The sequence below is a fragment of the Candidatus Binataceae bacterium genome (assembly GCA_035294265.1).
Classification (GTDB): Bacteria; Desulfobacterota; Binatia; order Binatales; family Binataceae; genus DATGLK01.
Genome location: DATGLK010000103.1, coordinates 23105 through 49213, shown reverse-complemented (window position 1 = coordinate 49213; position 26109 = coordinate 23105). Strand labels below are relative to the sequence as shown.

General features: G+C 61.5%; 21 protein-coding genes. 18 read left to right on the top strand and 3 right to left on the bottom strand.

The window, feature by feature from the left end:
* The first annotated feature begins 22 nt into the window (after positions 1 to 22).
* Together VKV28_16245 and VKV28_16240 are read left to right on the top strand one after the other, a co-directional pair.
* Positions 23 to 556, top strand: a complete 534-nt coding sequence (locus VKV28_16245; protein HLH78355.1) for a bifunctional nuclease family protein — start codon at positions 23 to 25, stop codon at positions 554 to 556.
* 41 nt (positions 557 to 597) lie between these two features.
* Complete coding sequence (locus tag VKV28_16240; GenBank protein ID HLH78354.1) at positions 598 to 1323, top strand: tetratricopeptide repeat protein; 726 nt, start codon at positions 598 to 600, stop codon at positions 1321 to 1323.
* A 19-nt stretch (positions 1324 to 1342) separates the two neighbouring features.
* Here the strand turns inward: VKV28_16240 and VKV28_16235 are convergent, their stop codons facing one another.
* Entirely contained in the window at positions 1343 to 2458 is a 1116-nt protein-coding gene (locus VKV28_16235) for a thioredoxin domain-containing protein (GenBank protein HLH78353.1), read from the bottom strand.
* Between the two features lie 452 nt (positions 2459 to 2910).
* Here VKV28_16235 and VKV28_16230 point away from each other — a divergent pair, with 452 nt between their 5' ends.
* The 4 genes from VKV28_16230 (at position 2911) to lpxA (ending at position 7790) form a co-directional block, all read left to right on the top strand.
* Positions 2911 to 5727 carry a phospholipid carrier-dependent glycosyltransferase gene (locus VKV28_16230; protein HLH78352.1) on the top strand — a complete coding sequence of 939 codons (2817 nt, stop codon included), beginning with the start codon at positions 2911 to 2913 and terminating at the stop codon, positions 5725 to 5727.
* Entirely contained in the window at positions 5724 to 6506 is a 783-nt protein-coding gene (locus tag VKV28_16225) for a hypothetical protein (protein HLH78351.1), read from the top strand. Before VKV28_16230 ends, VKV28_16225 begins: the two co-directional genes overlap by 4 nt.
* Positions 6507 to 6757: 251 nt before the next feature.
* Complete coding sequence (locus VKV28_16220) at positions 6758 to 6943, top strand: DNA gyrase inhibitor YacG (GenBank protein HLH78350.1); 186 nt, start codon at positions 6758 to 6760, stop codon at positions 6941 to 6943.
* A gap of 46 nt (positions 6944 to 6989) precedes the next feature.
* On the top strand, positions 6990 to 7790 hold the full coding sequence (gene lpxA, locus VKV28_16215; GenBank protein ID HLH78349.1) for an acyl-ACP--UDP-N-acetylglucosamine O-acyltransferase: 801 nt from the start codon (positions 6990 to 6992) through the stop codon (positions 7788 to 7790).
* 78 nt (positions 7791 to 7868) lie between these two features.
* Here the strand turns inward: lpxA and VKV28_16210 are convergent, their stop codons facing one another.
* Positions 7869 to 8414: a carboxymuconolactone decarboxylase family protein gene (locus VKV28_16210; GenBank protein HLH78348.1), complete on the bottom strand. Its 546-nt coding sequence runs from the start codon at positions 8412 to 8414 to the stop codon at positions 7869 to 7871.
* A gap of 222 nt (positions 8415 to 8636) precedes the next feature.
* Here VKV28_16210 and VKV28_16205 point away from each other — a divergent pair, with 222 nt between their 5' ends.
* The 10 genes from VKV28_16205 to VKV28_16160 all read left to right on the top strand — a co-directional run bounded on the left by VKV28_16205 (position 8637) and on the right by VKV28_16160 (position 21813).
* A complete protein-coding gene (locus VKV28_16205; GenBank protein ID HLH78347.1) occupies positions 8637 to 9944 on the top strand; it encodes a folylpolyglutamate synthase/dihydrofolate synthase family protein in 1308 nt (435 codons plus the stop codon).
* 102 nt (positions 9945 to 10046) lie between these two features.
* The gene (gene lptD, locus VKV28_16200) at positions 10047 to 12467 is read left to right on the top strand and encodes an LPS assembly protein LptD (protein HLH78346.1); all 2421 of its coding nucleotides are present in this window, start codon (positions 10047 to 10049) and stop codon (positions 12465 to 12467) included.
* A 47-nt stretch (positions 12468 to 12514) separates the two neighbouring features.
* The gene (gene lptE, locus VKV28_16195; GenBank protein HLH78345.1) at positions 12515 to 13093 is read left to right on the top strand and encodes an LPS assembly lipoprotein LptE; all 579 of its coding nucleotides are present in this window, start codon (positions 12515 to 12517) and stop codon (positions 13091 to 13093) included.
* 49 nt (positions 13094 to 13142) lie between these two features.
* Positions 13143 to 14153, top strand: a complete 1011-nt coding sequence (gene gmd, locus VKV28_16190; GenBank protein HLH78344.1) for a GDP-mannose 4,6-dehydratase — start codon at positions 13143 to 13145, stop codon at positions 14151 to 14153.
* Between the two features lie 209 nt (positions 14154 to 14362).
* A complete protein-coding gene (locus tag VKV28_16185; GenBank protein HLH78343.1) occupies positions 14363 to 15226 on the top strand; it encodes a hypothetical protein in 864 nt (287 codons plus the stop codon).
* Positions 15223 to 16707, top strand: coding sequence for an oligosaccharide flippase family protein (locus tag VKV28_16180; protein HLH78342.1), 1485 nt, complete (start codon positions 15223 to 15225; stop codon positions 16705 to 16707). Before VKV28_16185 ends, VKV28_16180 begins: the two co-directional genes overlap by 4 nt.
* Positions 16704 to 18035, top strand: a complete 1332-nt coding sequence (locus tag VKV28_16175; GenBank protein ID HLH78341.1) for a glycosyltransferase — start codon at positions 16704 to 16706, stop codon at positions 18033 to 18035. Before VKV28_16180 ends, VKV28_16175 begins: the two co-directional genes overlap by 4 nt.
* Positions 18032 to 19762, top strand: coding sequence for a carbamoyltransferase C-terminal domain-containing protein (locus VKV28_16170; GenBank protein ID HLH78340.1), 1731 nt, complete (start codon positions 18032 to 18034; stop codon positions 19760 to 19762). Before VKV28_16175 ends, VKV28_16170 begins: the two co-directional genes overlap by 4 nt.
* The gene (locus VKV28_16165) at positions 19759 to 20685 is read left to right on the top strand and encodes a class I SAM-dependent methyltransferase (GenBank protein HLH78339.1); all 927 of its coding nucleotides are present in this window, start codon (positions 19759 to 19761) and stop codon (positions 20683 to 20685) included. The genes VKV28_16170 and VKV28_16165 overlap by 4 nt, the downstream gene beginning before the upstream one ends.
* 3 nt (positions 20686 to 20688) lie before the next feature.
* Positions 20689 to 21813 carry a glycosyltransferase gene (locus tag VKV28_16160; GenBank protein ID HLH78338.1) on the top strand — a complete coding sequence of 375 codons (1125 nt, stop codon included), beginning with the start codon at positions 20689 to 20691 and terminating at the stop codon, positions 21811 to 21813.
* 342 nt (positions 21814 to 22155) lie between these two features.
* Here the strand turns inward: VKV28_16160 and VKV28_16155 are convergent, their stop codons facing one another.
* A complete protein-coding gene (locus VKV28_16155) occupies positions 22156 to 22617 on the bottom strand; it encodes a hypothetical protein (protein ID HLH78337.1) in 462 nt (153 codons plus the stop codon).
* A gap of 751 nt (positions 22618 to 23368) precedes the next feature.
* Here VKV28_16155 and VKV28_16150 point away from each other — a divergent pair.
* Both VKV28_16150 and VKV28_16145 read left to right on the top strand, forming a co-directional pair.
* Complete coding sequence (locus VKV28_16150; protein ID HLH78336.1) at positions 23369 to 24790, top strand: NAD(P)/FAD-dependent oxidoreductase; 1422 nt, start codon at positions 23369 to 23371, stop codon at positions 24788 to 24790.
* Positions 24791 to 24891: 101 nt separating this feature from the next.
* The gene (locus tag VKV28_16145; GenBank protein HLH78335.1) at positions 24892 to 26097 is read left to right on the top strand and encodes a cupin domain-containing protein; all 1206 of its coding nucleotides are present in this window, start codon (positions 24892 to 24894) and stop codon (positions 26095 to 26097) included.
* The last annotated feature ends 12 nt before the right edge of the window (positions 26098 to 26109 follow it).

Here is a 26109-nt window from a genome sequence, read left to right as displayed (position 1 = left end):
TCAGGTTGTCGCAGGTTAGATCATGGCCGGCCATAGAGAAGATTTCATTTTAATGACGGTTGGCGCCTTGACGCTGGATCCGACCACCAAGACGCCCATCGTGGTCCTCAAGGATCCGGACAACAAGCTGAACCTGCCGATTTGGATTGGCTTGTTGGAAGCAGCGTCGATGGCCACCGAGCTGGAAGGAATCAAGCCGCAGCGCCCGATGACTCACGACCTGCTGCGCAATCTGCTCAGCGAACTTGGGGGCAGCGTGGACGCAGTGGAGGTCACCGAGCTGCGCGATAACACCTATTTCGCGCACATCCTGATCAAGACTCGCGAGGGGCGGGTCGTAGAAGTGGATTCGCGTCCCAGCGATGCGATTTCCCTGGCCCTGCGCACCAAGTCTCCGATCTATGTAGCCAAAAAGGTGCTCGAGGTATCCAGCGAGCTGCAGCAACCCAATGTCGAGGGCGACTCCAAAGATCGCAATCTGGCCGGAGTGGCACGTGACAAGTGGGCGGAGATTCTGGAAAAGATGTCGCCCGAGGACTTCAAGTATAAGATGTAGCTTACTGGCGCCGGTGCCGCAGCGGCCCGGCGGCTAACCTCATGCCGTCAAGCAGCAAAACTCAACGCCACCACATCAGTCGCAAAGAACTCAAGCAGCCCGACGAATTCATGGTGTTTGCCAGCGAGGTCCAGGACTTCGTGGCGCGCCATATCCAAAAAGTAGCATTGGGAGCGGCCGTGCTGGCGGTTCTGGCGGCGAGCGGGTTTGCGGTTTACCATTATCAGCAAGTACGCACGGCGCGCGCGGCACAGCTGTTTTACGCCGGTTTCCATGCTTTGGATGGGAAGCAGTATAGCCAAGCCGAAGCGATTTTCTCGCAACTTGCGGCGCAGCGCTCCCACAGCGAGATCGGTCGACTGGCCAACTTGTACCTGGGGCTGACCTATTTAAAAGCAGGAAAATTGGCCCAGGCACGCGATAAGCTCGTCAATTATGCTGACCAAGGGACGATATCTTCTTTCCGCCAGCTCGCGTTGCTCAACCTGGGCGTAGTGTACGAGCAGATGGGGAACCTATCCGGCGCACAGCAGGCTTATAGCGCCGCGGCCAATCTTAGCGGCCCGGCCGCCGTCGATGCGCGGTTAGCGCAAGCCCGCGTGCTGGCGGCGCAGGGTAAGAGACAGGCTGCAATCGGCGCCTACGACGCCTTCTTAGCCAGCTCGCCCGAGCCCAGCCAACGCCAGCAAGCGGTTGCCGGTTTGGCGCAACTGGGCGCGCAGGCTCCGGCGCCGTTTCCACCGCAGCCTTTTCCCTCCGCGCCCTGAACGCGTTAACCGCGCCGATTCAGGAGCCCTTGGTGCCAAGGGCGGAATCAATCACGAAATCGAAGGTCGCGGCGTCGCGGTCGCCAATTACCGGGATGCCGTTGACGAAGAAGCTTGGGGTGGAAGCAATGTGGATTCGCTGCCCGTCGGCGACGTCCTGCTCGACCTGGTTTTCGGCCTGAGCGCCCATGACGCAGGCGTGCATGATCTGGGGATCGAGCTGATGGTCGCTGACGAAACGATCGAGGTGCTGGGAAAAATTATCGGCGTTAATGGAGGATTGATCACGGTAAATGTCGTGGACGTAGTCCCAAAAGGCCGCAGGATTTTGTTCGCGCACGCATTCTCCCGCGATCGCCGCAGGCTGGGCCCAGGCGTGGCCGCGCAGCGGAAAATTCTTGAAGATCAAGCGGACTTTGCCGCTATAGGTGTTCTGCACGGCGTTTTCGACAGTTTGGATCGCGTGCGCGCAGTAGGGACATTCGAAATCACCGAATTCGATGACAGTGACCGGCGCGTCAGCCGGCCCCAGCGTTGCGCGGTCGGTCAAGTGAAGGGTGGAGAGATCAACCTTGTTCCAGGGGTCGCCGTCGAGATCTATGAGCTGGCCGGCCACGGCGTAGGTCTGGGCCGGGTTGATGTAAATGTCCATGTGCCCTTGCTGTCCGGGCGCGCTGGCCTGACGGCGATCGAGACCGCCAAAATCGGCGGGAACAGCGGGGGTGAAATCAACCTGGGTGGCGGCGGGTAGATGGAATTTGTCGCGCAGCGCGGCAAGTAGGCGTTGGTCCTCGCTGCCGTTCTTGCCCAGCTCGAGCAATTGCCCCATCAGGACCTTGCTGGAGGCAGGTAGGGTGAACAGGTCGAACCGGACTTGCTTGCCGCGATCGCCAACCATCGTGACCGGGCGCATCGTGAGCTTGGGAAAGGGCGAGGGTTGCGCTCCGTCAAGCTTAATCCGATCGGGACTAGCGATAAGAAAGCGTTCCTGAATAAACGAGACCAAGCGATGGTCCAAGGCGTTGCCCCCCTTGTCGATGGTGGAAGCCAGGAGCGATGTTCCACCACTCGCAACTGCCAAAATTAGAGTGACGATGGCAATCAGGGGAGCATAAGGGTTTATTTGCTCTGTCATAAATATACTATTGAAAATCTTCGAAGTTGGCGGCCGGTAAGTTCTCACCGATAGGCACGAAGTCTAGCCGCGCGGGCGGCTAAAAAGAAGAGGCAGCCCTACGCGGGCGGTAGGAGATTTTGATGTTTGATTTGGAGCCGACGTTTTCGCCATGCCTGAGAACCGCAACCATCTAGTAGAGCTAGGCCGCGCCTGGGCCGGAGCGAAGCGACGGCCGCGCGGCTTTCTGGCACCGGTGGCGCAAGCCAGCTAACCTGCCAGAAGCACATCGATCGACGCGACGCTTTAGCGAAATGAACCAGATCAGGTTGCTCCTTGCCAATTGCGCTTCAGGTTATAGGCACCTGCTCGCAGCGGTCTTGGTCGCGCTGGCGCTTCCAGTGGCGAATGGGTGGGCTGCGACGGCTTCGACGAGCGGCTCCGCAAGCGCGCCTGGGATACTGGCTGGGCTGGTGCTGGTAGGGTTGGTGCTATATTGCCTGTGGATTTACAGCAGGCCGCTGATGCGCGCCGGCGACTCCAGTCTAGGATGGGCTCTGCTGCTGTTGGCAGGGCTGGGGGTGCTCAAATTCGCCACTTTGCCCATCTTTCCAGGCTTGGGCATCGACGTGGGCAGCTATCAGGCGTGGGCGCTACGGATGGCCGACGGCGGCCCGGCGCGAATGTATCAACCGGGTTACTTTTTGGACTATCCACCGGGTTACCTGTACGGCTTGTGGGCGGCGGGAGCGTTGGTTCGCGAGCTGGGGATTTCGGGCGACTTGGCGCGTTGGATAATCGAAACTCCCGCCCTGATTGGCGACTTGGTCCTGGGCTGGCTGGTATTCGTTATCGTCCGCCGCCGCCAGCCAGCGATGGCATGGCTGGGGCTGATCTTGTTCGCGCTTAACCCGGCCCTGCTGTTTGACACCGTCGTCTGGGGACAGAGCGATTCGGTGTTCACTTTGATGATGCTGCTGGCGACGGTGCTGGCGATCGATGGTGAATTCGAGCTGAGCTGGGGCATGGCGGCGTTGGCGGTGCTGACCAAGCCGCAGGCCTTGGCGTTGCTGCCGATTTTGGCGTTATGGACGCTGATACGGGCGCGCCCGGCGACTTGGGGGACTTCGGTGTTGGGGTTTGCCGCGGTGGGTGTGATTGGAGCCGGGCCATTTCAGAGCGGGCGGCCGTGGAGCTGGCTGGTGTCGTTGTACGGATCGACCGCGGCCTATTATCACGAGACCTCGGTCAATGCGTTTAACTTCATGGGCTTGCTTGGCGGTTTGCGCCAGGCGGATGCCAACCGAGTGGCGGGGCTGTCGTACTTTACAATCGGGATGGGGCTGTTGGCGCTGATGTATCTGGGGCTGGCGTTGCTACTATGGCGCCGACGCTCGGCGGAAAACATGCTGGCGGTATGCTTCCTGGCCGTGTTCGGCTTCTTCATGTTCGCGCCGCGAATGCATGAGCGCTACCTATACCCGGCGTTGGTGTTCGCGGTGCCGCTAGCGGTGGAATCGGGCTGGATGCTGGCGGTGCTGGCGGTGCTTAGCGCCACCTTCCTGTTCAATCTGGCGGATGTGAAGAGTGCCCTGGAGCACAACTATTTTTTTCCAAGCCACGATCCGCTGGCGATGTTCACCGCGGTGATCAACACGGCGGCGCTAGGTGCCGCGGCGTACTGGAGCTGGATGGCGGCGCGAGCAGGGGCAGGGCCGCCCAGGGTGCCAGCTTTGTGGCAGCAGGTCCAGGCCGCAACGGGGGCGCGCCTACGTGCCGCTGAACACTCGGTGACGGGAGGCAAGTCGGCGGCGGTCGATGAGGGGCGATGTCCGCGGTGGCAGCGGCTTGATGGCTATATCGTGCTGGTGTTGGTGGTGGCGGCGGCGGTGCTGCACTTCTGGCATCTGGGGCGACCCAACGAGATCGTTTTTGATGAAGTTCACTTTGTTGGACAGGCGCGCCATTATCTGCATGGCGAACAATTCCTGGATCCCCATCCGCCGCTAGCCAAGCTGCTGATCGCGTTGGGTATCTGGCTGTTTGGCGATCACCCCTGGGCTTGGCGGCTGGGCAACGCCAGCGTGGGGACGGCCCTGGTGGCGATCACCTACCTGTTGGGCCGGCGGATGTTCAACTCCCGCATGACTGGCACTTTGGCGGCGGCGTTTGTCCTGTGCGACGGAATGTTTATCGTCGATTCCCGCATCGCCGTAGTCGATATCGTCTATCTGACCTTCGCGGCATGGTCCTACCTGCTGCTGTTTCGTTTTATCCAGACCACGGATCTGCGCGCGCGCCGATGGACCCTGCTGGCGATGGCGGTGACGTTGGGCTTGTGTCTGGGGTCCAAGCTGTACGTGCCTGCGATCACCTATTTGCTGGTGGTCGGGTTTATGACTTATGTACTGCTGAGCGAGGGACGGTCGCCTGCCGGTGGGGCAGCTCCGGGGCGTCGTCCCGCGCCGGCAGCGGTGAGGACTGCGGCCCAAATCGCGCGCGAGAAGCGGGTGAGCGGTGCGGTGGCGATGGTCACTGCGGTGGCGGCGATTTTTTATATTGGGACGTTCTTACCGCATTACCTGCTGGGCTGGTGGGGCGGCATCGCGGATCTTTTCAAATATTACAAAGACGTGATCTGGTACGAGAACAGCGTGGCATCCGCCACCCATCCCTATTCGGCGCCCTGGTGGAGTTGGCCATTGATGCTGCGGCCCATCGCCTATTGGCAGAATTTTCCGCCGGTTGGTGACGTCGCCACGATTTGGGGCGGCGGTAATCCGGCTTCCTGGTGGGGCGCGCTGACCGCCATCCTGATTGTTGGCATGCAGGCGATCGAGCGGCGCAGCCTGCCCCGAGCCTTTTTGGCGATAGGCTTTCTTTCTTACTTGCTGATGTGGGTGCCGATCGGACGCACGCTGTTTTTGTACCATTACATGCCAGCCGTATATCTGGGCTATTTGGCCTTGGGCGCGACCTTGACCGAGTGTTGGGAGGGCAAACTTTTGGTGTTGGAGAAGGTTGCCCTGCTGCTGACCCTGATGCCGCCCTTGCTGTTGGGGATCGGGGGAGCGGCGGGCGCGATCGCGGCGCTGGCGCTGCTGGCGGGCTATGCCGCCTTGTTGGGGCGGGGCCAGTGGGAAGGGCGATTTGTCTGTCTTGTCTTCGTGGGGGTGATCGCGCTCTGTTTTGTTTACTTCTTGCCGCTATGGTTGGGTATTCCGGTGTCGCGTGCCGGCTATTATGCCCGCATGTGGCTGCAAGGACCTGGACTGCGAAATTGGATATGACAGCGCACAAGCCGATGCGGTGGCTCGCGGTTTGGTTGCCAATACTGGCGGTGGCGCTGATGCTGGCGCCTCCTGCTCGCGCACAGGTGTTGGCCAACGGTGATCTGTCGATGGGAGCGGGCAATTTCCCCGACCATTGGCAGACCCAGGGCTGGCAGGAAAGCAGTGGCTACACGACTTATAAATGGCTTCACATCCCCGGACGCCCGGGCCAGCTTGAGGTCGATAACCATCAGCCCAACGACGCGCGCTGGACTCAGGAGCTGACTCTGGCTCCCGGCTGGTACCACTTCACCGCGCAGGCGCGCACCGAGAACGTGGGTCCCAGCGGCGCAGGCGCTTCGATAAGCGTGTTGGAAGATAGCATCATGTCGCGCCAGCTTTACGGAACCCAGCCCTGGCAGCGGCTTGGATTTTACCTCAAGGTGGGGCGGCGCGGTGCTGATATCCAACTGGCCTTGCGCTTGGGTGGGTTTTCCAGCACCAATACCGGCCGGGCGTTTTTTCGCGCGGTGCGGATGGACAAGACGAAGGCGGCGGGTACGGATGATCCGGCTTACGACCTGGATAGTATCCGGCGAGCCGCAGTCTCGCCCCCGGTCGGCAGCCGTTGGACCCTATACGCCACGTTCGTATTGCTGGGGCTGATTGCGGTGCTGGGCTGGCGCGCAATGGGCGACAGCGAACCGCCTGACGCTCGCGCGCAAGAAACCGTTTTGCCCAAACGGTCGGCGCGGCGCCAGCAAAGACCACCATCGGGGTTGACAAACGCGGGATGAGTCTTGATGCTCGCGGGCATGGATGGGGATAGCGCCAAGGGCGGTCAAGAGAGGGTGGTTGAGGATGAGGTGGGCGCACCGGTGCGGTGCGAGGTTTGTAGCGCGCCGATGAAGCCAATGGGTCATTGCAAATATTGGTGTTTGTCATGCGGCTTTTTGCGCACATGCAATGACCTGCTGTGAGTGGAGGTGGGCTCGAGCTTGGGACTTTGCCCTGGGGGCCTATCTTTGGCAAACTGAAAGTCAGCGTCATGCGATGTCCGATTTGCAAACGGCCGGTCGAGATTTCGCCCGCCAACCGCTATCGGCCGTTCTGTTCGGAACGCTGCCAAATGGTCGATCTGGGCTTGTGGGCCGGAGAAGAATACCGGGTCCCCGGCGGGCAAGTGGACGACCGGGCTCATCCCGACGATCGGAAAAAAAAGCTTCTCAACTAGCCCGCGGACCGATGCCTGCGAGGCTATGTGGCCGAAGGGGTGGGGCATGATCCATCCCAGCGCCGTGATCGGGCCCGAGGTCGAGTTGGACGAAGGGGTTGAGATCGGACCCTTCTGCTACCTGATGGGCCGGATCAAGCTGGGCCCCGCCAATCGCCTGATTAGCCATGTGACAATTTTGGGCGATACTGAACTAGGGCCCGCCAACGTGCTGCATTCCAACGTGGTAATCGGAGACGAGCCGCAAGATGTTGAGTACCGCGGTGGCCGGCGCGAGGTCCGAATCGGGGCGCGCAACATTTTCCGCGAGGGGGTGACAATTCATCGGGGCAGTGAGCATGGCGAGCGCACGGTGATCGGCGACGATAACTTCTTGATGCAGAATGCTCACGTGGCGCACGACTGCCGGATCGGAAACTTTACCATCATCGCCGGCGGCGCAATTTTGGCTGGGTGGGTAGAGGTAGCGGACCGAGCCATTATCTCGGGCAACTGCGCGGTCCATCAATACGTAAGAATTGGGCGGCTAGCTTTCATGCGCGGCTTGGCGCGCACCAGCCGGGACGTGCCGCCGTTTTGCGTTTTATCTGACACGCACACCGTGCGCGCGATCAATGTCGTAGGGCTGCGCAGGGCAGGATTTGCGCCCGCGACAATCGGGGCCCTGCGCCAAGCCTTCAAGATTCTCTTTGGGCGTCGCCGCAACCTCAGGTTAGCGCTCGCGGAGTTGGTCGCCCAGGGGCCACGGGGCGCGGAGGTGGACGAGCTGGTCGAATTTATTAGGCAGTCGCGCCGCGGGGTCGCCTTCGGGCCAGCCCAAGCGAGCGACGCGGCGCAAAGCGAATAGCTAAAGTTACGGCCGGAGCGCGCCGATCCTTCCTTTCCTAGCATCGTGGGGCGCGTTGCCTGCGCCGGCCAGCCATTTTCAGGGCAGCGGGAATTCGTCCAGATAGTGCCGATACTCTTCTTCGAGATCGATCTGCAGTGAAAGTAGGGTGCGCGCCGTGCCATTGTAGTGGCCAATGGCGGTGACCAGATCGACCAGCCGCTCGGGGTCCAGATGCTGGCGTAGAATCTCGAAAGTGCGATCGCTAATGGCCAGCTCGGCGGTCATCTCGCGTGCCGCGCGCAGCACTGCTCGGTCCAGGGGCGACAGGTGAGTGGACTGGCCGGCAGTTTCCTTGGCGATCGCTCGGATGTCGTCATCCGACACCCCGAATTGGCGGCCCAATTCGATATGGTGGGCATATTCGTAGGCACAGCGGGTTGAGTAGCCGACCTGAAGCAAGGCCATCTCGCGCAGGCGTGGATCCAGGCGGCTATGATGGCGGATGAACATCGCGACTTGGCTGGAGGCGCGGGCCGCGAGCGGACTGTTGACCAGGGCCTTGCGCAGATTGAGTTTGCTCTCCAGCAGATCCTGGTGTTCGGCGGGCAAGTCTTGCTTGCTCAGATAGGGGACGCGTGCCATCGGACGAGGTCCTCCTCCTGTTAGATGGTGCACCGTTACCAAGGTGCCGGCAGCTTGTGTTTTTACACCCGTGGGTGGCGTACCGCTACCCTCGGCGGCTTTGGGCTGGGCAGTGCAGGGGCGATAAACCAGGCAGGTGCCCTGCCCGGGGCAGGGTGATCGCTCTAAGATGGGCCACAGTGCTTTCGCAGGCGTGACGGTGGGATTACAATCGCAGCCCTGATGGATCGGCTACAACAGACTCTAGAATGGCTCTACGGGCTGGAAAGCCGGGGCGAAATCTACAAGCTGGAACGGATGGAGGCGGCGCTGCGGCTGCTCGGCGATCCCCATCGACGTCTGCAGGTGGTCCATATCGCAGGGACCAAGGGCAAGGGCTCGGTGGCAGCGATGGTGGATAGCTGTCTGCGGGCCGCGGGCTACCGCTGTGGGCTGTACACCAAGCCGCATTTGGTAAACCTGGCCGAGCGTACCCGAATAAATGGCGCTCAGATCCCGGCCGCCGTGCTGCTCGATTATATCGAGACGTTGCGCGCGTTGTACGAGCGAGCCGGGATGGCGCTGACGTTTTTCGAATTCACTGTGGCGCTCATGTTCCTGTATTTTGCCCAGGCCAAGGTCGACGTGGCGGTGATTGAGACTGGTCTGGGCGGTCGCCTGGATTCCACCAATGTGGTCAGTCCCGTGCTCAGCGTCATCACGCCTATCGGCTTCGATCACATGGAATACCTGGGCTATACCATCGCGTCGATTGCGGGAGAGAAGGGTGGGATCATCAAGCCCGGGGTGCCGGTGGTGATAGGTACGCGTGACCCCGAGGCGCGCCAGACGCTTACCGCGATCGCGGCACAACGCAGATCGGCGGCGATGCTGGTCGAGCGCGACTTCGATTATCGTTCGTATCCTCGGGCCCATCGATTGGATTATCACGGGTTGGGCCTGGAACTGGCGCAGGTGGAGCTGGGGCTGGCGGGGCAGTTTCAGCAGGAAAACGCAGCGATTGCGCTAGCCGCGCTGGAAATCTTGCGCGGGATGGGATGGGCGCTGGAGGAGGCGGCGATACGCCGGGGTTTGGCCGAGGTGGACTGGCCTGGGCGTTTCGACACGGTCTCACGTCGGCCGCTGGTGGTGTTGGATTGCGCACACAACGAACTGAGTATCGCGGCCTTGCTGCGCACGGTGCATGAGGAAATCGGCCAGCAGCCACGGCCACGTTTGCTCTTCGGCTGCCTGGCGGACAAGCAGTGGGCGCAGATGGCACGGCAACTGGCGCCATGGGTTAGCGATGTTACGTTGACTCGGGTCAAACCCAAGCGGCCGCTTGATCCGCACCGTCTGACCGAGCATTTCGCGCCGGTGCCGACGCGGGTCATCGAAGAGCCCGCGACGGCGATGGCCCGGCTGATGGCGGAGGCGACGCCGCAGGATTTTATTCTAGTGACCGGTTCGGTCTATCTAATCGGCGACGTGTACCCGTATTTCCTGGCGGCCAGTGGACGCCGGGGGCTTTTTCCCGAAGCGCCATGTTAAAGGGGCGCAGGGAGTAGGCCCACGCTATCCGGACGAGCATGGTTTCGGCTTGGCCAGCGCCGCACCTTATCGGCCCTGGGCGCCGGCGCGCTGGGGCTGCTGATGGCGGTCAACGCCGCCGCTCAGGCCAAAGGGGTGCTACCTACCCGGGTGCAATTGAGCGCACCGGTCCATGTGGCGGGCGAGAGCATGACTTATGACTCGCGGCTTAACCGCTTCGTGGTCGTGGGCAATTCCAGCCTGCAACAGGGACCGCGGCTGCTGACCGCGCACGAGATCGATTTTGAGCCCAGACGCCAGCGCGCACGTGCCACCGGACAGGTCCATCTAAGCGATCCGCAAGCGGATGTATATGCCAGTTGCGCGACACTGGACCTGACCAACGAGACCGGAGAGTTGGACGACGCGTTGATCCGCTCACGCAATCAAACCTTCAAGTTGCAGGGCAAACATGTCGAAAAGAAGGAGGGTCAGCGCTACCTGATCCGTAGTGGGACGTTCACTGCCTGCCAATGTGGTGAAGGGCCCCCGGCCTGGAGTATCTCGGCGCAGGAAATGGATGTCGAGGTGCCTGGGACGGCGACCGCGCGCGGCACGCAGTTCGACGTGCTGGGCTATCCGATCCTGCCGACGGCGCTGCCCAAGGTTTGGTTTCCAGTGGGCATCGATCGGGCCAGCGGCCTGCTCAGCCCGCAGCCGACGATTTCCAACTTTCGGGGCTTTCAGGTGATTCAGCCCTATTTTTTGGACATCAGCCGCAGTTCGGATGCCACCGTGGCGGCGGACGTGGAGACGTCGCAGCGAGTAGGGTTGTACGGCGAGTACCGGCTGGATAACGGGCCGGACGATTATTTCTGGATCGACGGCGGCTACTTTAACGAGTTTTTGCGCTCCAATGCCAATCGCGCCTCCTCGATTTTCGATTCTCAGTTGTATGACAAGAACATTCCAATCAATCGTTTGGACGCAATCGGCATGTTACGCCAGCATGTCGGCGACAATCTGACGGTTTACGCCGACTCGCTCAATGTCACCGATCCGTTGCTGCTGCGGGATCTGGACGTGTGGACACTTTCTAATGATTACAATTACAGCTCGGGGATAAACCTGCTGCGCTATACCACCTCGGATGTGGGAGTGATTGACGATTTTACCAACGGTTATGCGCAGGTGCGCAGCATCTGGTACCAGGATTTGATTCAAGATCCACGGCTTGACCTGCAGGAGCCCTTTGACGGGTTGGTTAGCGGCCGGGCTGCGTTGCCGGGCGATTTGAGCTTTGCTTATACCGATTATGACGCGGAGTTGGCGGACTTCTGGCGGGATCAGGGGCAGGGTGGGGCCCGGCTGAATCTGCAGCCCAGCGTGAGCGTACCCTTTCGCTGGGATCGGTACTTCTATGGCTCGGCCTCGGCAGGGATGTACAACACCTTTTACGATGTTTCGGGCCATCAGGTCGGGATTACGCCGGTGGATACCGGAGGGCGGCTGTTCAACAACGGCCTGTATTTGGGGCCGTTGGCGCAGGGAGGACTGCTGGTCCGCGACCCGATTCCATATTTCAACTTTCAGCTCTCGACTATCGTGGGCCGGGTCTTCAGTCCAAATTGGAACTCGCTTGAGAAACTGCGCCAAACTATCGAGCCGTTCGTCTATTACGCATACGTGCCCAATATTGACCAGGGCAATCTGCCGATCTTCGATGAAATCGATCGGGTGGAAGGGCGCAGTCTGGTAACCTATGGCTTTTCTACCCGGTTTTTGGCCAAATTTCCCTCAACCAACTCGCAACCGCCGCCCCTGAGCACGACGGAGACCGCCAGCTCGCAGGGGCCGTTGTTGACCGCGTTCAGTCCGGGCCGGCTGCTTGGGGTGGGCGGATTGGAAGATCTGCTGGATTTGACTGTACTGCAGTCCTACGACACTTCCCATCCGGTGGCGGCCAGTGGGTCGCATATGTCGGACCTGGAAATGTATGCTTCGTTTTTGCCCACCCGGTTGGGTTGGTTTTCAGGTAGCCTGGATTACGACGTAGCAGGGCCGCATACCCTGGATGCGGGCAACCTGTCGTTCAATTTCCAGCCGCCTTGGGAGCCCAATGTCTCTCCGGTCTACATGGGGCGATCGGTGGTAGGGTCGTTTTTCACTTTGAGTTACAGCTATCTTAATCCGAGCGCGCTTGTGTTCGCGCCCCCCAACGCGGCACGGGTGAATTATCTAACCTTCCAAACCTATTATGAATTGTTCAGGCGGGCTGGCCTGTTTTTCGGTCCCAGCTATGACTTGGCTACGCACAAATTTCTCGCCACCAATTATGGGGTGCGGCTTAAGTCACCTTGTAATTGCTGGGCCGCCGACTTTGGCCTGACGCAAACTATCGCGCCGGTCCAAACCGCCTTCACCTTCCAGATTACTCTGGGCGGACTGGGCTCGGTGGGTACCAACCCCTTTGGCTCCAATCCTTTCCAACTAAGCCCTTTCGGGGCGGTACGCAGCACCGGTTTTCTGACCGGTTACAGGTAGGTCATATGTTTGCGCTGGATAGACATAAATCGGCTAGCTTAAATCTAATGCCGCTGGTTGCAATCGTGTTGGCGACGGCGTTGAGTGGCTGCGGCTATGAGTTCGAGGCGCAAGGCCCAGGCTTGCCGGCATCGGCGCAAACCATTTATGTCGCGCAATTCGCCAATATGAGTCGCACCACCGGAATTGCCGAACCCTTCATGCGCTACGTCAAGGACGAAATCGCCAATCACGATCGCTTGACGCTGGTGGATAGTCCGGCTGACGCCGACTTGGTTTTGACTGGTACGATCAACAACGTCCAGACTGAACCCGGATCGCTCAACTCGGTAGACGAGCCCACCAATTCGATCCGTCAGCTCTCGGTCAGCGCGCAACTCACCGACGGACACAGTGGCAAGGTAATCTGGAGCGAGAACGGGATTTCCTCGACTCAGCGCTTCGCGGATGTGGCTTCGGCGCTGTTGCCCAGTTCGCCGGTTTTTCTGCAGCAAAACTTCCGCGCGCGCGATATCGGTCAGCTCACCGATATTCAGGTCGCGCAGACTCAGCAAACAATCGCTAGCCATCAGGTGATGAGCAATGTTGCTCACGAGCTGTATGCACTGATGTCGGAGGGATTTTAGCGATGGTGGCGCGGCGTGTGGCGGCGAGAACGAGTCTGAAGAGGCGATCATGGGAAAAAGCGCGCTGATAACCGGTATCACGGGGCAAGACGGTTCGTATCTGGCCGAGTTGCTGCTGAGCAAGGGCTATACGGTGCATGGTCTAGTGCGGCGGACCTCAAGCTTTGCCACCGGCCGGATCGACCATCTGCGTCGCGGTTATGACCAAGAAGCGGCACTCAAGCTGCATTACGGCGATCTGGGCGATGGAACCGGGTTGCGTCGGGTGCTGGAGCTGACGGCGCCCGACGAAGTTTACAATTTAGCGGCGCAGTCGCACGTGCGGATCTCTTTCGACCAACCCGAGTACACTGCGGACGTTGTGGGATTGGGTGCCTTGCGCCTGCTGGAGGCAGTGCGTGACCATAGCCGCAATAACCAGCGCGAGGTGCGACTTTATCAGGCGGGATCGTCGGAAATGTTTGGCCAGGCGGCGGAGGTACCCCAGCGCGAGACCACGCCGTTCCATCCCCGCAGTCCTTACGCCTGTGCCAAGGTGTACGCGCATTGGCAGGTGCTCAATTACCGCGAGGCGTACGGACTGTTCGCGGTTAATGGGATCCTGTTCAATCATGAATCGCCGCGGCGGGGCGAAAACTTCGTGACGCGCAAAATCAGTCGCAGCGCCACCCGAATTGCGGTGGGGCTGCAAAAGCGCTTGGCGCTGGGCAATCTGGAGGCGCGTCGGGATTGGGGGTTTGCGGGCGATTACGTGGTGGCGATGTGGGCGATGCTACAGCAGCCCAAGCCCGAGGATTACGTGGTAGCCACCGGCGAAAGCCATTCGGTGCGGGAATTTCTGGAGTTGGCGTTTGCTCATCTGGGATTGGATTGGCATAAGTATGTCGATTTCGATGAGCGCTTAACCCGACCGGCGGAAGTGGATCTGTTGAAGGGTGATGCGAGCAAGGCGCGGCGGGTGCTGAATTGGCGGCCGCAGGTCAGTTTTCCACAATTGGTAGCGATGATGGTCGAGGCGGATCTGGCGTTGGCGCAGCGTGAATTGAAAGCCAGCAGTTAAGTCGCGCGACGGCGCCCGCGCACAGTCGAAGCACGAGTTGAACCTCGTCATCGTTTCGCCGCCGCGCTTGCCCCCTCAAATGCAACCGTAGCCCAGGCCGGGCGCGTCATTTTTTCACATCCACATCCTCGTCGTTCTGGCACAAAGAGCCTGGCGGTTGCGCGCTTTGGGTGAGTTAGCTGCGCGGCGCCAACGGGTGTGCCAGGACAATGGCGGCGTCCAATCGTACTCCGGTGTATCTATTACAGCCCTTGCCCGAAGCGGGGCCGGCGCTGCCTTACGCTGCTACGCTGTGGCGGCGGCGCTGGTTTTTGGCCGTTACGATGGGGCTGGGTTTGCTAGCGGGTTGGGGCTTCACTGAGCTGCGAGTGGCGCGCTACCAGGCGCGCGCGGTAATTCGACCGATGGCGCCGGCGGATTTGCTCTCGCAGGTGGGGGAGAGCAGCGGGCTGTTGGGGTTGACGATGCAAGGACAGGGGGAAGCGCAGGCCTATCGGTATATCAGCATGTTGCAAAGTCGGCAGGCTGGAGGGCGCCTGCTGGCGGCCTATCCGCTCCTAAGCCGGGCGAGCGAGTATGGGGGCGGCGAGCGCGTGCTGAACTTGTGGCAGGGGCTGCGGGCGCTGACTGCCGCCGAGGAGATCGATTACGACCGGCGGGCGGGCAATATCGTGCTGAGCCTGACACTGCGCCAGGGGCCGGTGGCGCAACAAGTGTTGGGTGCGATGATCGACGACTTGCGCTCGGATTTGCGGGCGCGGGTGGTCAGCGACGCCGATGCTAGCGTGGACAGCCTGGAGCATCAGATAAACCAGACTGTCGATCCCTTGCTGCGCCAGCAGCTCTATCAGCAGGTAGCCTTCGATCTCCATCGCGCGGCCACCGCCAAAGTGCAAGCCGATTTCGCCTTCGAGGTGATTGATCCGCCCAGCTTCGACCCACGACCGGTGGGAATGGGACGGCTCGAATGTGCAGCCATGGGCCTGCTGGTGGCGGCGTTGCTGGGGGTGGGGCTGTGCTGGGGCTGCGAGCTGGCTTTGGCGCAGCGGCGGGTGCGCATGGAGCGGGCGTGATAGGACAGGTGGAAAGCCCTCGGGCCGGCTTGCTCGGTCAGGTTCTGCACAGCGCCCTGTTATTGAGCGCAGTAGGTTATCTCAGCGGATTTATCGCCTTTCCCGCCAAATTGATCCTGATTCGTCAGGTCGGACCGGCGCAGTACGGGCTTTATGCTTTGGCGGGGGCCGTGCTGCAAATCGTATACCTGTTGGGGGGCTGGAGTTTTCACTTGCGGATAGTGGCATCCACCCCCGAGCCAGCCTTGGAGGATACCGCCTATGCGCTCAGTGTGGGACTGGGGGCCAGCCTGCTGGCGGGGTGCCTGCTGGTCGCGCCTCTGGTTGCCCATCGCTTTGGGGCCGCGGTGGCATGGCTGGTATGCGGGTTGAGCGCGATCCGGCTGTTCAATCTGGCCGCCTACAGCTATGCGGCTTTGTTGGAGCGCGAATTGCGCTATGGCCCGTTCGCGGCGGTTGATGCGCTGGCCTCGTTGGTCTCCTTTGTGCCCGCGCTGGTCGCGGCGCGCGTGAACTTTGGGGCTTGGGCGTTGGTGATGCGCGAGGCTGCGATGGTGGCGCTCAGTCTGGCCGGTTACCGCTGGCTGGCGGGCCGCCGGCTGCGGCTGCGGGCGGGGCGACGCGAGGTCAACCAGCTGTTTCACTTCGGGGCGCCGCTGGCTCTGATGCAAGCTGCGATGACTGGCTTTTGGAGTACTGACCGGCTGTGCCTGGGGCTGCGCGCTGACGCTACCGCGGTTGGTATCTACAGCCAAAGCCGCGCCCTGGCCGACGCGTTGGGAACGGTCATGGGGCCGTTGGTGACTCAGGTCGCGCTGCCTGCCTATGCGCACAGCACGCGGACCAGTGGGCCGGGACCAACCAGCGCGGTTTCCTCGGGCGACCCGCTTTACGCCTGGTTCAGTTTCATCTCGGTGCGAGTGGCACTGGGGATAGCGCTGCCGATGGCGCTATTCCCCCGTCTGCTGGTGGGTTGGCTGTTGGGTAACCGATGGATGGAGGTGGCCGCACTGTTGCCGGCCTTCGCGCCCTATGTGGTGCTGCTACCTATGGTGGAAAACCAGCGCTCCCACCTACTGGGCACGCATCAGCTGCGCCGACTGGCGCTACTGAGCTGCGTGCTGGGGGCAGCCAGCGCGGGTGCTCCCTTGTGCATGTGGCTATGGCCTGGCGTGGGACCGCTGGCGCTAACCACCACTGCCGGCTTGGCGGTGGTTTGGAGCGCGGGACAAGGATTGGTGCACAGCCGGCTGAATTACCGCTGGCTACTCGGCCCCCCCACCATTGCGACGCTAGCGGCGGTAATGGTGGAGCACGGGTTGAGTGGCTGTGGGGCGTTGACGCCGGGCGGCGTGCTGGCAGTAGTGCTGGCAAGTTACGTCGGGTTGTTAGGGATTGTGGAGGGGCGACAGATCTGGCGTCTGTTGGCCTTGGCGCGAGGCCTGCCCGAAACGAGCGCCGAGCCAAGGGTGGGCCGATGACGGGGTGCGATAGGGTAATTTATCACTCCGGCGAAAGGCATCCGGCGCCGCCCGCCAAGCTCTCGCTGAGGCTGCTGCTGGTCAGCTCCCGCTGCCCTGACCCCGAGGGGCGCGCCGACCAGCGTACGGTCTATCGCCTGCTTAAGTATCTGGCCGGTCGCGGCCATCGAGTTCATCTAATTGCCTTGGACACCTGGGAGAGTCCGGTCCGCGATATGGGCGTGGTAGCCCGGTTATGCGAACGGGTCCAGGTCTATCGCCATTCACGTTGGCGCGCCTTGGCGGGATTGGTGGCAGGGCTTGGGCGCGGCTGGCCGCTGCAAGTCGCAGGGTTGTGGAATCCGGCGATGGCGCGGGCGGTGCGCCAGGCGCTGGCTGAGGAGCGGCCGGATTTAATTTACGTGCATCTCATCCGCAGCGCCGAGTATGTGCGGGGCATGGGGGGAGCGCCCAAGTTGTTGGCAATGCAGATCGCGCAAAGCCTCAATTTGCAGCGAATGGTGCGCTATCGCAACGGTATAGGCCGCTTAGGTTGGGCGTTGGAACGGCGCTTGGTTGAACGCTACGAGCGGGCGGTGGCGGCGGATTTCGAGCGCTGCGCGGTCATCTCGGTGCACGACCGTGACGCGATCGGACTGGCGCCGCAACGCACCTGGCTGGTTCCTCACGGTGTGGACCTGCAGGAGTTCCACCCCGCGCCGGCCGGCTGCCATGAGCGCGGCCCGATTATCTTCAGCGGGGTGCTCGATACCGCGCCGAATTTGGACGCGGCGCGGTGGCTGCTGGGATCGATTTGGCCGCAGGTGCTAAGGCGTCAGCCGGCGGCACGTTTGCAGATCGTAGGTCGAAATCCGCCCGCGAGCTTAATGCGGCAAGCGCGTGCGGCGGGAGTAGAGGTGATCGACTCGCCACCGCGGTTGGCGCCGTATTTGCGCGCCGGATCGATCGGGCTGGTACCGATGAGGATCGCGGCGGGTTTGCAGAACAAGCTGCTGGAAGCGCTGGCGAGCGGATTAGCGGTGGTGGCGACGCCCACCGCTAACCAGGGGATCGGGGCCGTTGACGGCCGTGAGTTGATTTTGGCCGAGGATGCGATCGGCTTGGCCGAGGGGGTAGCGCGGTTGTGGGAGGACCAGGTGGGACGCCAGCGGCTGGCGACTCAGGGGCGGCGCTTAATCGAACGCTGCTGGAGCTGGGAATATCACTGGCGGCAGTTGGAAAAGAAATTGATAAGGCTTAGCCGCAGCGGCGCCAGCGGAGTCAGCGCAGTTGCCGACCACTCCCAGGGCGCGGGCGGCCGGGACGCAGAGGAGGGTGGCAAGCGATGATGGTGCTGGGAATTCACGACGGTCACAACGCGGCAGCCTGCCTAATGAACCAGGGTGCGGTTCTGGCGGCCCATCAGGAGGAGCGCTTGTCGCGGGTCAAGAACGAAGCCGGCTTTCCGCGCCGCGCGGTGGCTAGCGTGATGGCGATAGCGGGGGTGCAGGCAGACCAAATCGAGCGGGTCGTGATGGCGGGTCGGATGCTGCATCGGACACCTCCTTCGCCCCAGAACCAGCGGCTTAACTATAAGCGGGCGTGTGATTTGACGATGCGCTGGCGACATGCGCTCAAGGGCGGGGTGGTGGACCAGATTCGGCAGGAGCGGATGATGGGGGCGCGCGCGCGGCGTGTGCGTGAGCTTGGGGTGGGGGCGCCTCTGGAATTTATCGAACATCATCAGTGTCACGCGGCGGCGGCTTACTACGGCTGGGGGCGGCTGTCGGAGGAGATACTGGTATTGACCTTGGATGGAGCCGGGGACCGGCTGTGCGCCACTGTGAATATCGGCCGCGAGGGGCGCTTGGTTCGGGTAGCGCAAGTGGCTGAAGCCTCCTCGCTGGGGCTGGTGTGGGCTAACGTGACGGCGTTGGCGGGGATGACGGCGGTGGAGCACGAATACAAATTGATGGGTTTGGCGCCCTATGCGTCGGCGGCGGCAGCCGAGCGAGTGAGCAAGCGTTTTGGCGAATTGTTTGGATTCGAGCAACCCGGGCTTACCTGGCGCTTCAACTATGGCGCGCCACCGGCCACGCGTTGTTACGAGTTCGTGCGCGAGCTGTTGGAGTTTGAGCGTTTTGATGCGATTGCGGGAGGTTTGCAGCTTTTCACTGAGCGCTTTGTGTGCAACTGGGTCCGCAACTGTATTCGCGCGCTCAAGGTGCGGCGGGTGGCCCTGGGCGGCGGGGTGTTCATGAACGTGAAGGTGAACAAGGCGGTGATGGAGCTGAGCGAAGTGGAGGATCTGTTTGTGATGCCCTCGTGCGGAGACGAAACCAATGCGTTGGGGGCTTGTTATGCGGTGAGCGCCGGTGCGCGCGTGCGCACGCGTGCGCTGGGTGAGATGTATTGGGGGCCGCGTTATGACCAGCTTGAGGTGGCGGCGGCGGTGCGGGCCCATCGTTTTGGCGCGCCGGTGGCGATTACCGAAAGTGGTCATATGGAGGAGGAGATCGCGTTGCTGCTGGCGCGGGGCGAAATCGTGGGGCGGTTTGCCGGGGGCGAGGAGTTTGGCGCTCGTTCACTGGGTAACCGGGCCTTGTTAGCGCCGCCGCGGGCCCCGGAATCGGTGCGTCTGCTCAACGACATGATCAAGCAGCGCGATTTCTGGATGCCCTTTGCCTTGTCGATTCTGAAAGAGCGGGCGCATGAGTACGTACGCAATCCACGCCAGCTTTCGGCGCCCTACATGATTTTGGCTTTTGATACGTTGGCAGCGGGGCGTCAGTTTATCGCGGGGCTGCATCCGCGCGACTTTACCGTGCGGCCGCAGATCGTCACTAGCACCGACAACCCAGCCTACCATCGGCTGTTGCGCGCTTACGAGCGGCTGACCGGCGACGGCGCGATCGTCAATACTTCGCTCAATCTGCACGGCGAGCCACTGGTTTCCTCTCCCGCCGACGCATTGCGACTGTTCGAGTTGTCGGGCTTGCGCCATCTGGCCTTGGGCGGGCTGCTGATCAGCAAGCAGGGAATGTTACCCGTACATGCGGGTGAAAGCCGGGCATGAGCAGTACCGTGGCTTGGCGTATCCCGACCAGCTTTGTCGATCTGCTGGCGAGTCCATGCCATCGCGCGCGGCTGGCGTCGGCGGGCGAAGGTGGTCCCTTGAAATGTACCACCTGTGGGCGGCTGTTCGGCGCGCATCACGGGGTGTATGACTTGCGCATTGCCAAGACCTCGGAGATCGCGTTCAGCTTCGATCATCAATGGCGCCGCTACCATCAAGGGGATTTCGAACGCGCGACCTTGTACGGCGCGGACTCGGCGGCGGAGGTGGCCAATTTTCTGCGCGCCATGGACTGCGTGCCCGAGGCGATTCACGGGCGCTGGATCCTGGACGCGGGTTGTGGCAGCGGCAGGCTGGCGAAGAGCTTGGCGGAGTTAGGTGCCAACGTCGTGGGATTGGATCTGAGCGGAGAGGTTCGCCGGCTCGGTGTCAGTGCGCCGAGCAACCTCAATTTTGTGCAGGCCGACCTGATGCATCCACCTTTTTGGGCGGGCAGTTTCGATATGGTTTGGAGCATGGGCGTGCTGCATCACACCGGGGCGCCGCGGCGTGGTTTCGAGCAGTTGGCCAGCCTGGTGGCGCCGGGTGGGAGTTTGGCGGTGTGGGTTTACAGCGCGCGCCGCAGATCGGTTTTTCTCGGTTTGCGCCGGTGGTTGCCGATGGCACGTGGGCTTCCCGAAGCTCAGATGCGCCGGCTGTGCGGTTGGCTTGCCTGGCCGCTGTTCATGGGTGGTGTGCTGGCGCCGTTGGTTGGGCGCAAGCCATTGAGTTTGGCGACGATTCGCTTTGGCCTATACGACTCGCTGGGGCCGCGTTATCAGAGCCGGCATAGCACGGAGGAGGTGCTGGACTGGTATCGGGCCTTGGGCTTTTCGCAAATGCGGGTGTGGTCCGCAGTGGGCGTATGTGGGACGCGGGGCTAAGGGATGAGAGTTCTGCACGTGATACCGGCCTTGGCGGTTCATCATGGAGGTCCCAGCTTCGCGGCGGCGGACATGGTGCAAGCGCTGCGCAACGCTGGAGTTCAAGGCGAGATCATCTGCACCGAGAGGCGGGCCGAACGCCATTACGACAACTTGTGGCCTGAAGGTCACCCGACCTGGGTGCACGTCGTGCGGGCCGGGCCGTTGGCGGGTTATGCCTACTCCGAAGCGCTCAGGCGTTGGCTGCGCGAGCGGGTCAGCAGCTATGAGCTGGTGCATATCCACGGGCTATTTCGCTACAGCACATTTGAGGCCGCGCGCCAGTGCAAGCGCGCTGGTGTCCGGTATGTGGTTACACCCCACGGCTCGCTGGATGAGTGGGGTTTGCGGCGCAAGCGCATCGCCAAGGCAATTTATCTCAGGGGGATAGAATTTCCATTGTTGCGCGAGGCCGCTGCGTTGCATTGCACTTCGCAGGCAGAGGCGCGGTCGCGGGTGGTGAGGCAACTCAAACGACCGGTGTATGTGGTACCCATTGGGGTCAGTTTGCGTCCATCGTTTCATCCCGGTTCGCCGGCGGGCGAGACCATTTTATTTCTGTCGCGGTTGGATCCTAAAAAAAGGCTGGAGATGCTTTTTGAGGGGCTGGCCTTGACCGTGCCGCGTCATCCCGATCTACGCTGCGTGGTAGCGGGCAGTGGTGAGCCCGCCTACGAGAGTCGTTTGCGGCGACTAGTGGCCCGCCTAAATCTGGAAGATCGAATCACTTTTACGGGTTTCGTCACCGGGCATAGCAAGCAGGCTTTGCTCGACAGCGCGGACATGTTTGTGTTGCCCTCACGAGACGAAAGTTTCGGGGTTGCGGTAGCCGAGGCGATGGCGGTGGGGATGCCGGTGATTGTTACGCGCGGCGTGGCGTTGAGCGAGGAGATTGAGCGCAATCAGGCCGGGCTGGTGACAGCAGATTCGCCGGCGGCGCTGGCCGAAGCGATTCATAGTCTATTGGTGGATACGGAGCGGGCCCGGCGCCTGGGACGCAATGCCCGACGCCTGATGATCGAGCAATTCGGTTGGCATACCGTAACCAGCAAACTGGTAGAGATGTATCAGCAGGCGCTAAGGTCCTGATTTAGAGACTGGTTAACAAGGTGCGGCAACTGAATCGAGGATTTGGTCAGCGGTTTTGGCCTAAAAAAAGGGTTTAGGAAGCCGGTTGTGGTGATGAAGAAGCGCGAATGGGGGCGTCCAATTGGCGAGTTGTGCGATAAACCTCGCCGCGCGGTTGCTTTTGGATGCAAACCAGTTGCGCGCTAGGGGCTTGACCCCGTGATGCCCGGTGGCGTGGAGGCGTCCGATAGATCTTATGGCGCTTTCCTTCTTCGCCTCGCTCAGGTGGTTGGGTGACACTACTACCGTCAGGGCGCGGCGCTCCCTCAGCCGGCAGCCGTGCCCTATGCGGAGGACAGTTTGTCAGCCTTCTGGCTGATGGACGCCCATCACCTCGCCCACGTTTTGGCCCGGCACCTGAGGCCTGATCCCGAGCGCCCTCAAGGCGGTATCGAAATGATGCGCCGCGTTGAGGTTCTGCCCCATGCGAATCCAGTTGATCGCTAGTCGGTAGTGAGCTTCTGCCAGACTGGTGTCTTTGCCCTCGGCTTTTGCCTTGGCAATCTGTTCAGCCACGTATTTCGCCACTGCACCCGGCCACTGCACTTCGCCACCGTAAGTCTCCATGGTGTTGCCAGGATGCTCGGCCGGATCGGCCAAGGCTGCCGAATGACCGAGGTCAGGTGCGTTAAAAGTCGCCGCCAGCAGCTTTTTCCCTAACGCTAGCTGATTTGGTTGGGCGCTGGCTGCCAGCGCCCAGTTGGGAGCGCCAGTTAAGCTCAAGGCGAGCGCTAAACCAGCCGCCATGCCTATATGCTTCATCATCAGCGGCGAGGCCTCCTTGCTTTAATCAGGATGCTTACTTATCCAAGCAAGCGCCATACCGCTACTTAGACGACTAGTTTCACAGTTTTGGCACTACCTACCCAAGAAAGCGTCGAGCGATCTGCAAAATAGATTCAATTTGCGAAGCGATTTACAAAAGCAAGGTCTGATCCTGGAAAAGCCGCTTAGCAGGCCGAAGAGTTCACCTCGGTCGCTGCCTGAAAGAAGGAGCAGTAAGTCTAAAGTATGATATTTATGGCTTGATTACAGCATGTCTGCCTTTGTTTGGCGTTAGATATTTCTTGAAAATTCAGATCAAAGCTGTTTGCAATTGCTTAACGCCTTATGCATCGTTTAGAGCATGATGACTAAAGTCGAGATAGTTCGCCGCGAATAAACGCGGAGTCGGTTTTAAGTTTCAACCCGTGCGGCGCGCAGAATTGCGAAGCCACCTTCAGCGGAACTTGGGTGCCAAGCCAAATCAATCTCACCAGCTGCAATTATGTTTCTGCCAGACCTTGTTGGGCACGCCAAGGGAAGCCTGGGCGGGGTCATTTTGCTCACCGCTTTATTGCGGTCAGCCAAATTTACGTATCTCCTTCAACCGGCTGGGAGGTGTGGGTGGCGGTTAATGTCTACCGGTGTTTTAATCCGACAAAATGAATAGCTTCGAGCTCATCTATCCCCGCGTCGTCCGTCCGAGTCCCAAGCACGTCCACCAATTCGCCGGAGTGGGAAAAAGGAGCTTTCGATGAGGTACTTCGTTCAGGACCGCATCTTTCCGCAAGGAAAGCTCGCAGCGGCGCTGAGTCGGCGAACCTTTCTTAAGGCAGCGCTGGCCACCGCTCCCTACCTCTATTTGGCCGGATGTGGTTCCAGCAGCTCTTCCAGCGCGACTTACGACAGTGTGGTGGTCGGTTCCGGAATGGCGGGGCTGGCGGCGGCCAGCACCTTGGCCGCCAGCGGGCTTTCGGTCCTGGTGCTGGAGGGGCGCAACCGCATCGGTGGACGAACCTACACTAACACCAGTACCTTCGCGGTCCCGGTAGACCTTGGCGGCCAATGGTTCCATCAATCGCCCAGCAATGCCCTGCGGGCCTATGCGGCGGCCCATGGCTACGGCCTGATGGCGCAAAGTCCGGAGCTCTTTTACAACGGCACCCAGCCGGCACCGCCCCAACAATACCAGCCGGCGGAGAGCATGATCGATGCTCTGGAGAGCGAAATTGAAACCGCCGGCGAAGCGGCTTCGCACGGCAGCCCTGACGAATCGGCTGCGCAAGCCACCGCCAATTTGGTCGGGCAGCCTTGGTATCAGCTGGGCGAGGCGTTTATCGGGCCGCTGGATTTTGCCACCGCTTTTCCGAAGCTTTCCTCGCAGGATTTCTTTAATTACAGCATCCCACAGCCTGGCGACACGATGATCGCGGGCGGGATGGGTAGCTTTGTGGCTTCCTTCGCCGCCGGGTTGAACATCCAGCTCGCCACCCCGGTCAACGCGATCGCCTGGGGCAACAGCGATGGCGTGCAACTCACCACCCCCAGGGGTACCGTGCGCGCGCGGACCGCGGTCGTCACCACACCCATGGGCGGTTTGGCGGCCGGTGTAATCGGCTTCAATCCGGCCCTGCCTTCGGCTTATCTCGATGCCATCGCCGGCCTGCCAATGGGAAATTTCGAAAAGATCTTTTTGGGCTTCTCGCGCCAGGTCTTCGACACTCCCACCAACTCGCTGCTGTTTCCGCTGGTGGATTCGCTTGAACTGGCCGCGGTCCAGGCGCCGCTATGGGGCGGCAACGTGGCGTTCTGCTTTGTGGGCGGGGCGCAGGCACGCCAACTGGTAAGCGAGGGCAGTGCCGCTATGATTGCGTTTGCGCAACAGCAGGTGTCCAACCTGTTCGGCAGCAGTATCCTGAATTACTATCAGAACGCGCTGACTACGGCTTGGCTCAACGATCCGTGGACTCAAGGCTCCTACAGCTACGCGACGCCCGGCAATGCCGGCGCCCGCCAGCAGTTGGCTCAGCCCCTGGCCGACCAGGTTTTTTTCGCCGGCGAGGCGCTATCGGTGGAGTATTGCCAGACCGTCAACGGTGCCTATCTGACCGGCCTTACGGCGGCCAACCAAGTGCTGGCGGCGCTGGGCCGGCCGTCGATTTCGCAAGCTGCCTGACCCGTGCCGTGCGCTTCGCTGTTCTATCGGTGTGGGCGAGGTTAAAGTGGGGCATGGCCTGATAGCTGGCATGTTTACGAAGCCCCCTGGAGGATCGATCGATGGCCGCCGCAAGTAGCCCAACAAACGGAGTCGGTGCGCTTTCTGCTAACGTGCGCGAGGCGATGGAGCAGCTCAACGCGCAAGCGGCGGGGTTGCATATCTGGCTGCGCACGCAGGCCAACGCGCCCGCGCAGCAACCGTGGGCGCGCGATACCGGATTGGAAGCCGGGGGCCGGGTCGCCGCCGGCCGGGTTGCCGCCGGACAGCTCAAGGCGTTACCCCACCATTGGCGCTGGCGCGAGATCTCGCCCTACCTGACCCGTATCGCGGAACTGGCGCGCAGCGGCGGAGTGTCACCGATCGAGTTCGCCGACCGCCAGCAGTTTCTCCTCACCAATCCCGGCCTGGGCGGCCGGCTCCAGGTGGCCAACGCGATCCGATGCGCGGTTTCGATCTACAATCCCGGCGACGTCGCGCCGGTCCATCGCCATACTCCCAACGCCTCGCGCACCATCCTCTCCGACAACGGCGGCTACACCACGGTGGACGGTGAACGCTGCGAGGCCACGCGGGGCGACGTGATCATCACGCCCAACGGTTCCTGGCACGATCACGGCAACGACGGCGCGACCCCGGTCATCTGGATGGATATCCTGGACTGGCCGTTGCTGGAATTCCTGGATTGCATCTGGCTGGATGACGATTTTCCTGGCGCGCGTCAGGGTAGGACGCGCGCACAAGCGGTAAGTGTGGCGGCTGGGACGACCGGCCGGCGCTACGGTCGCGGCGGGCTGGTGCCGGCGCGCCGCGACGAGCGCGCGCCAATCGCTCCGCTGATCCATTATCGCGGCAGTGAGATTCGTGCGGCGCTGGCCGACATGCGCGAGGAGACCGGCGATCCTTACGAAGGGATCAAGCTGGATCTGGTCAATCCGCGCGACGGGGCGCCACTGTTTCCCACCCTCTCATATAGCGCGCAGTTGCTGCGGGTGGGCGAGACCACCCATTTCAAACGGGAGACCGCGAGCACGCTGTACACCGTTATCGAGGGGAGCGGAGTGACCGAAGTGGCGGGGCAGCGCTTTGAATGGGAAGTCAACGACATCTTCGTGGTGCCCAATTTTCTGTGGCGGCGCCATCAGAACACGGGCGCGGGTGACGCGGTGCTGTACGCGGTGTCGGATCGGCCGCTGCTGGAGAAGATCGGCCAGTTCCGTGCGCAGGGGCGCGAGGCGGCTCAGCGCCCGATACTGGAGCTGGCTTGAGGGCGGTCAGAA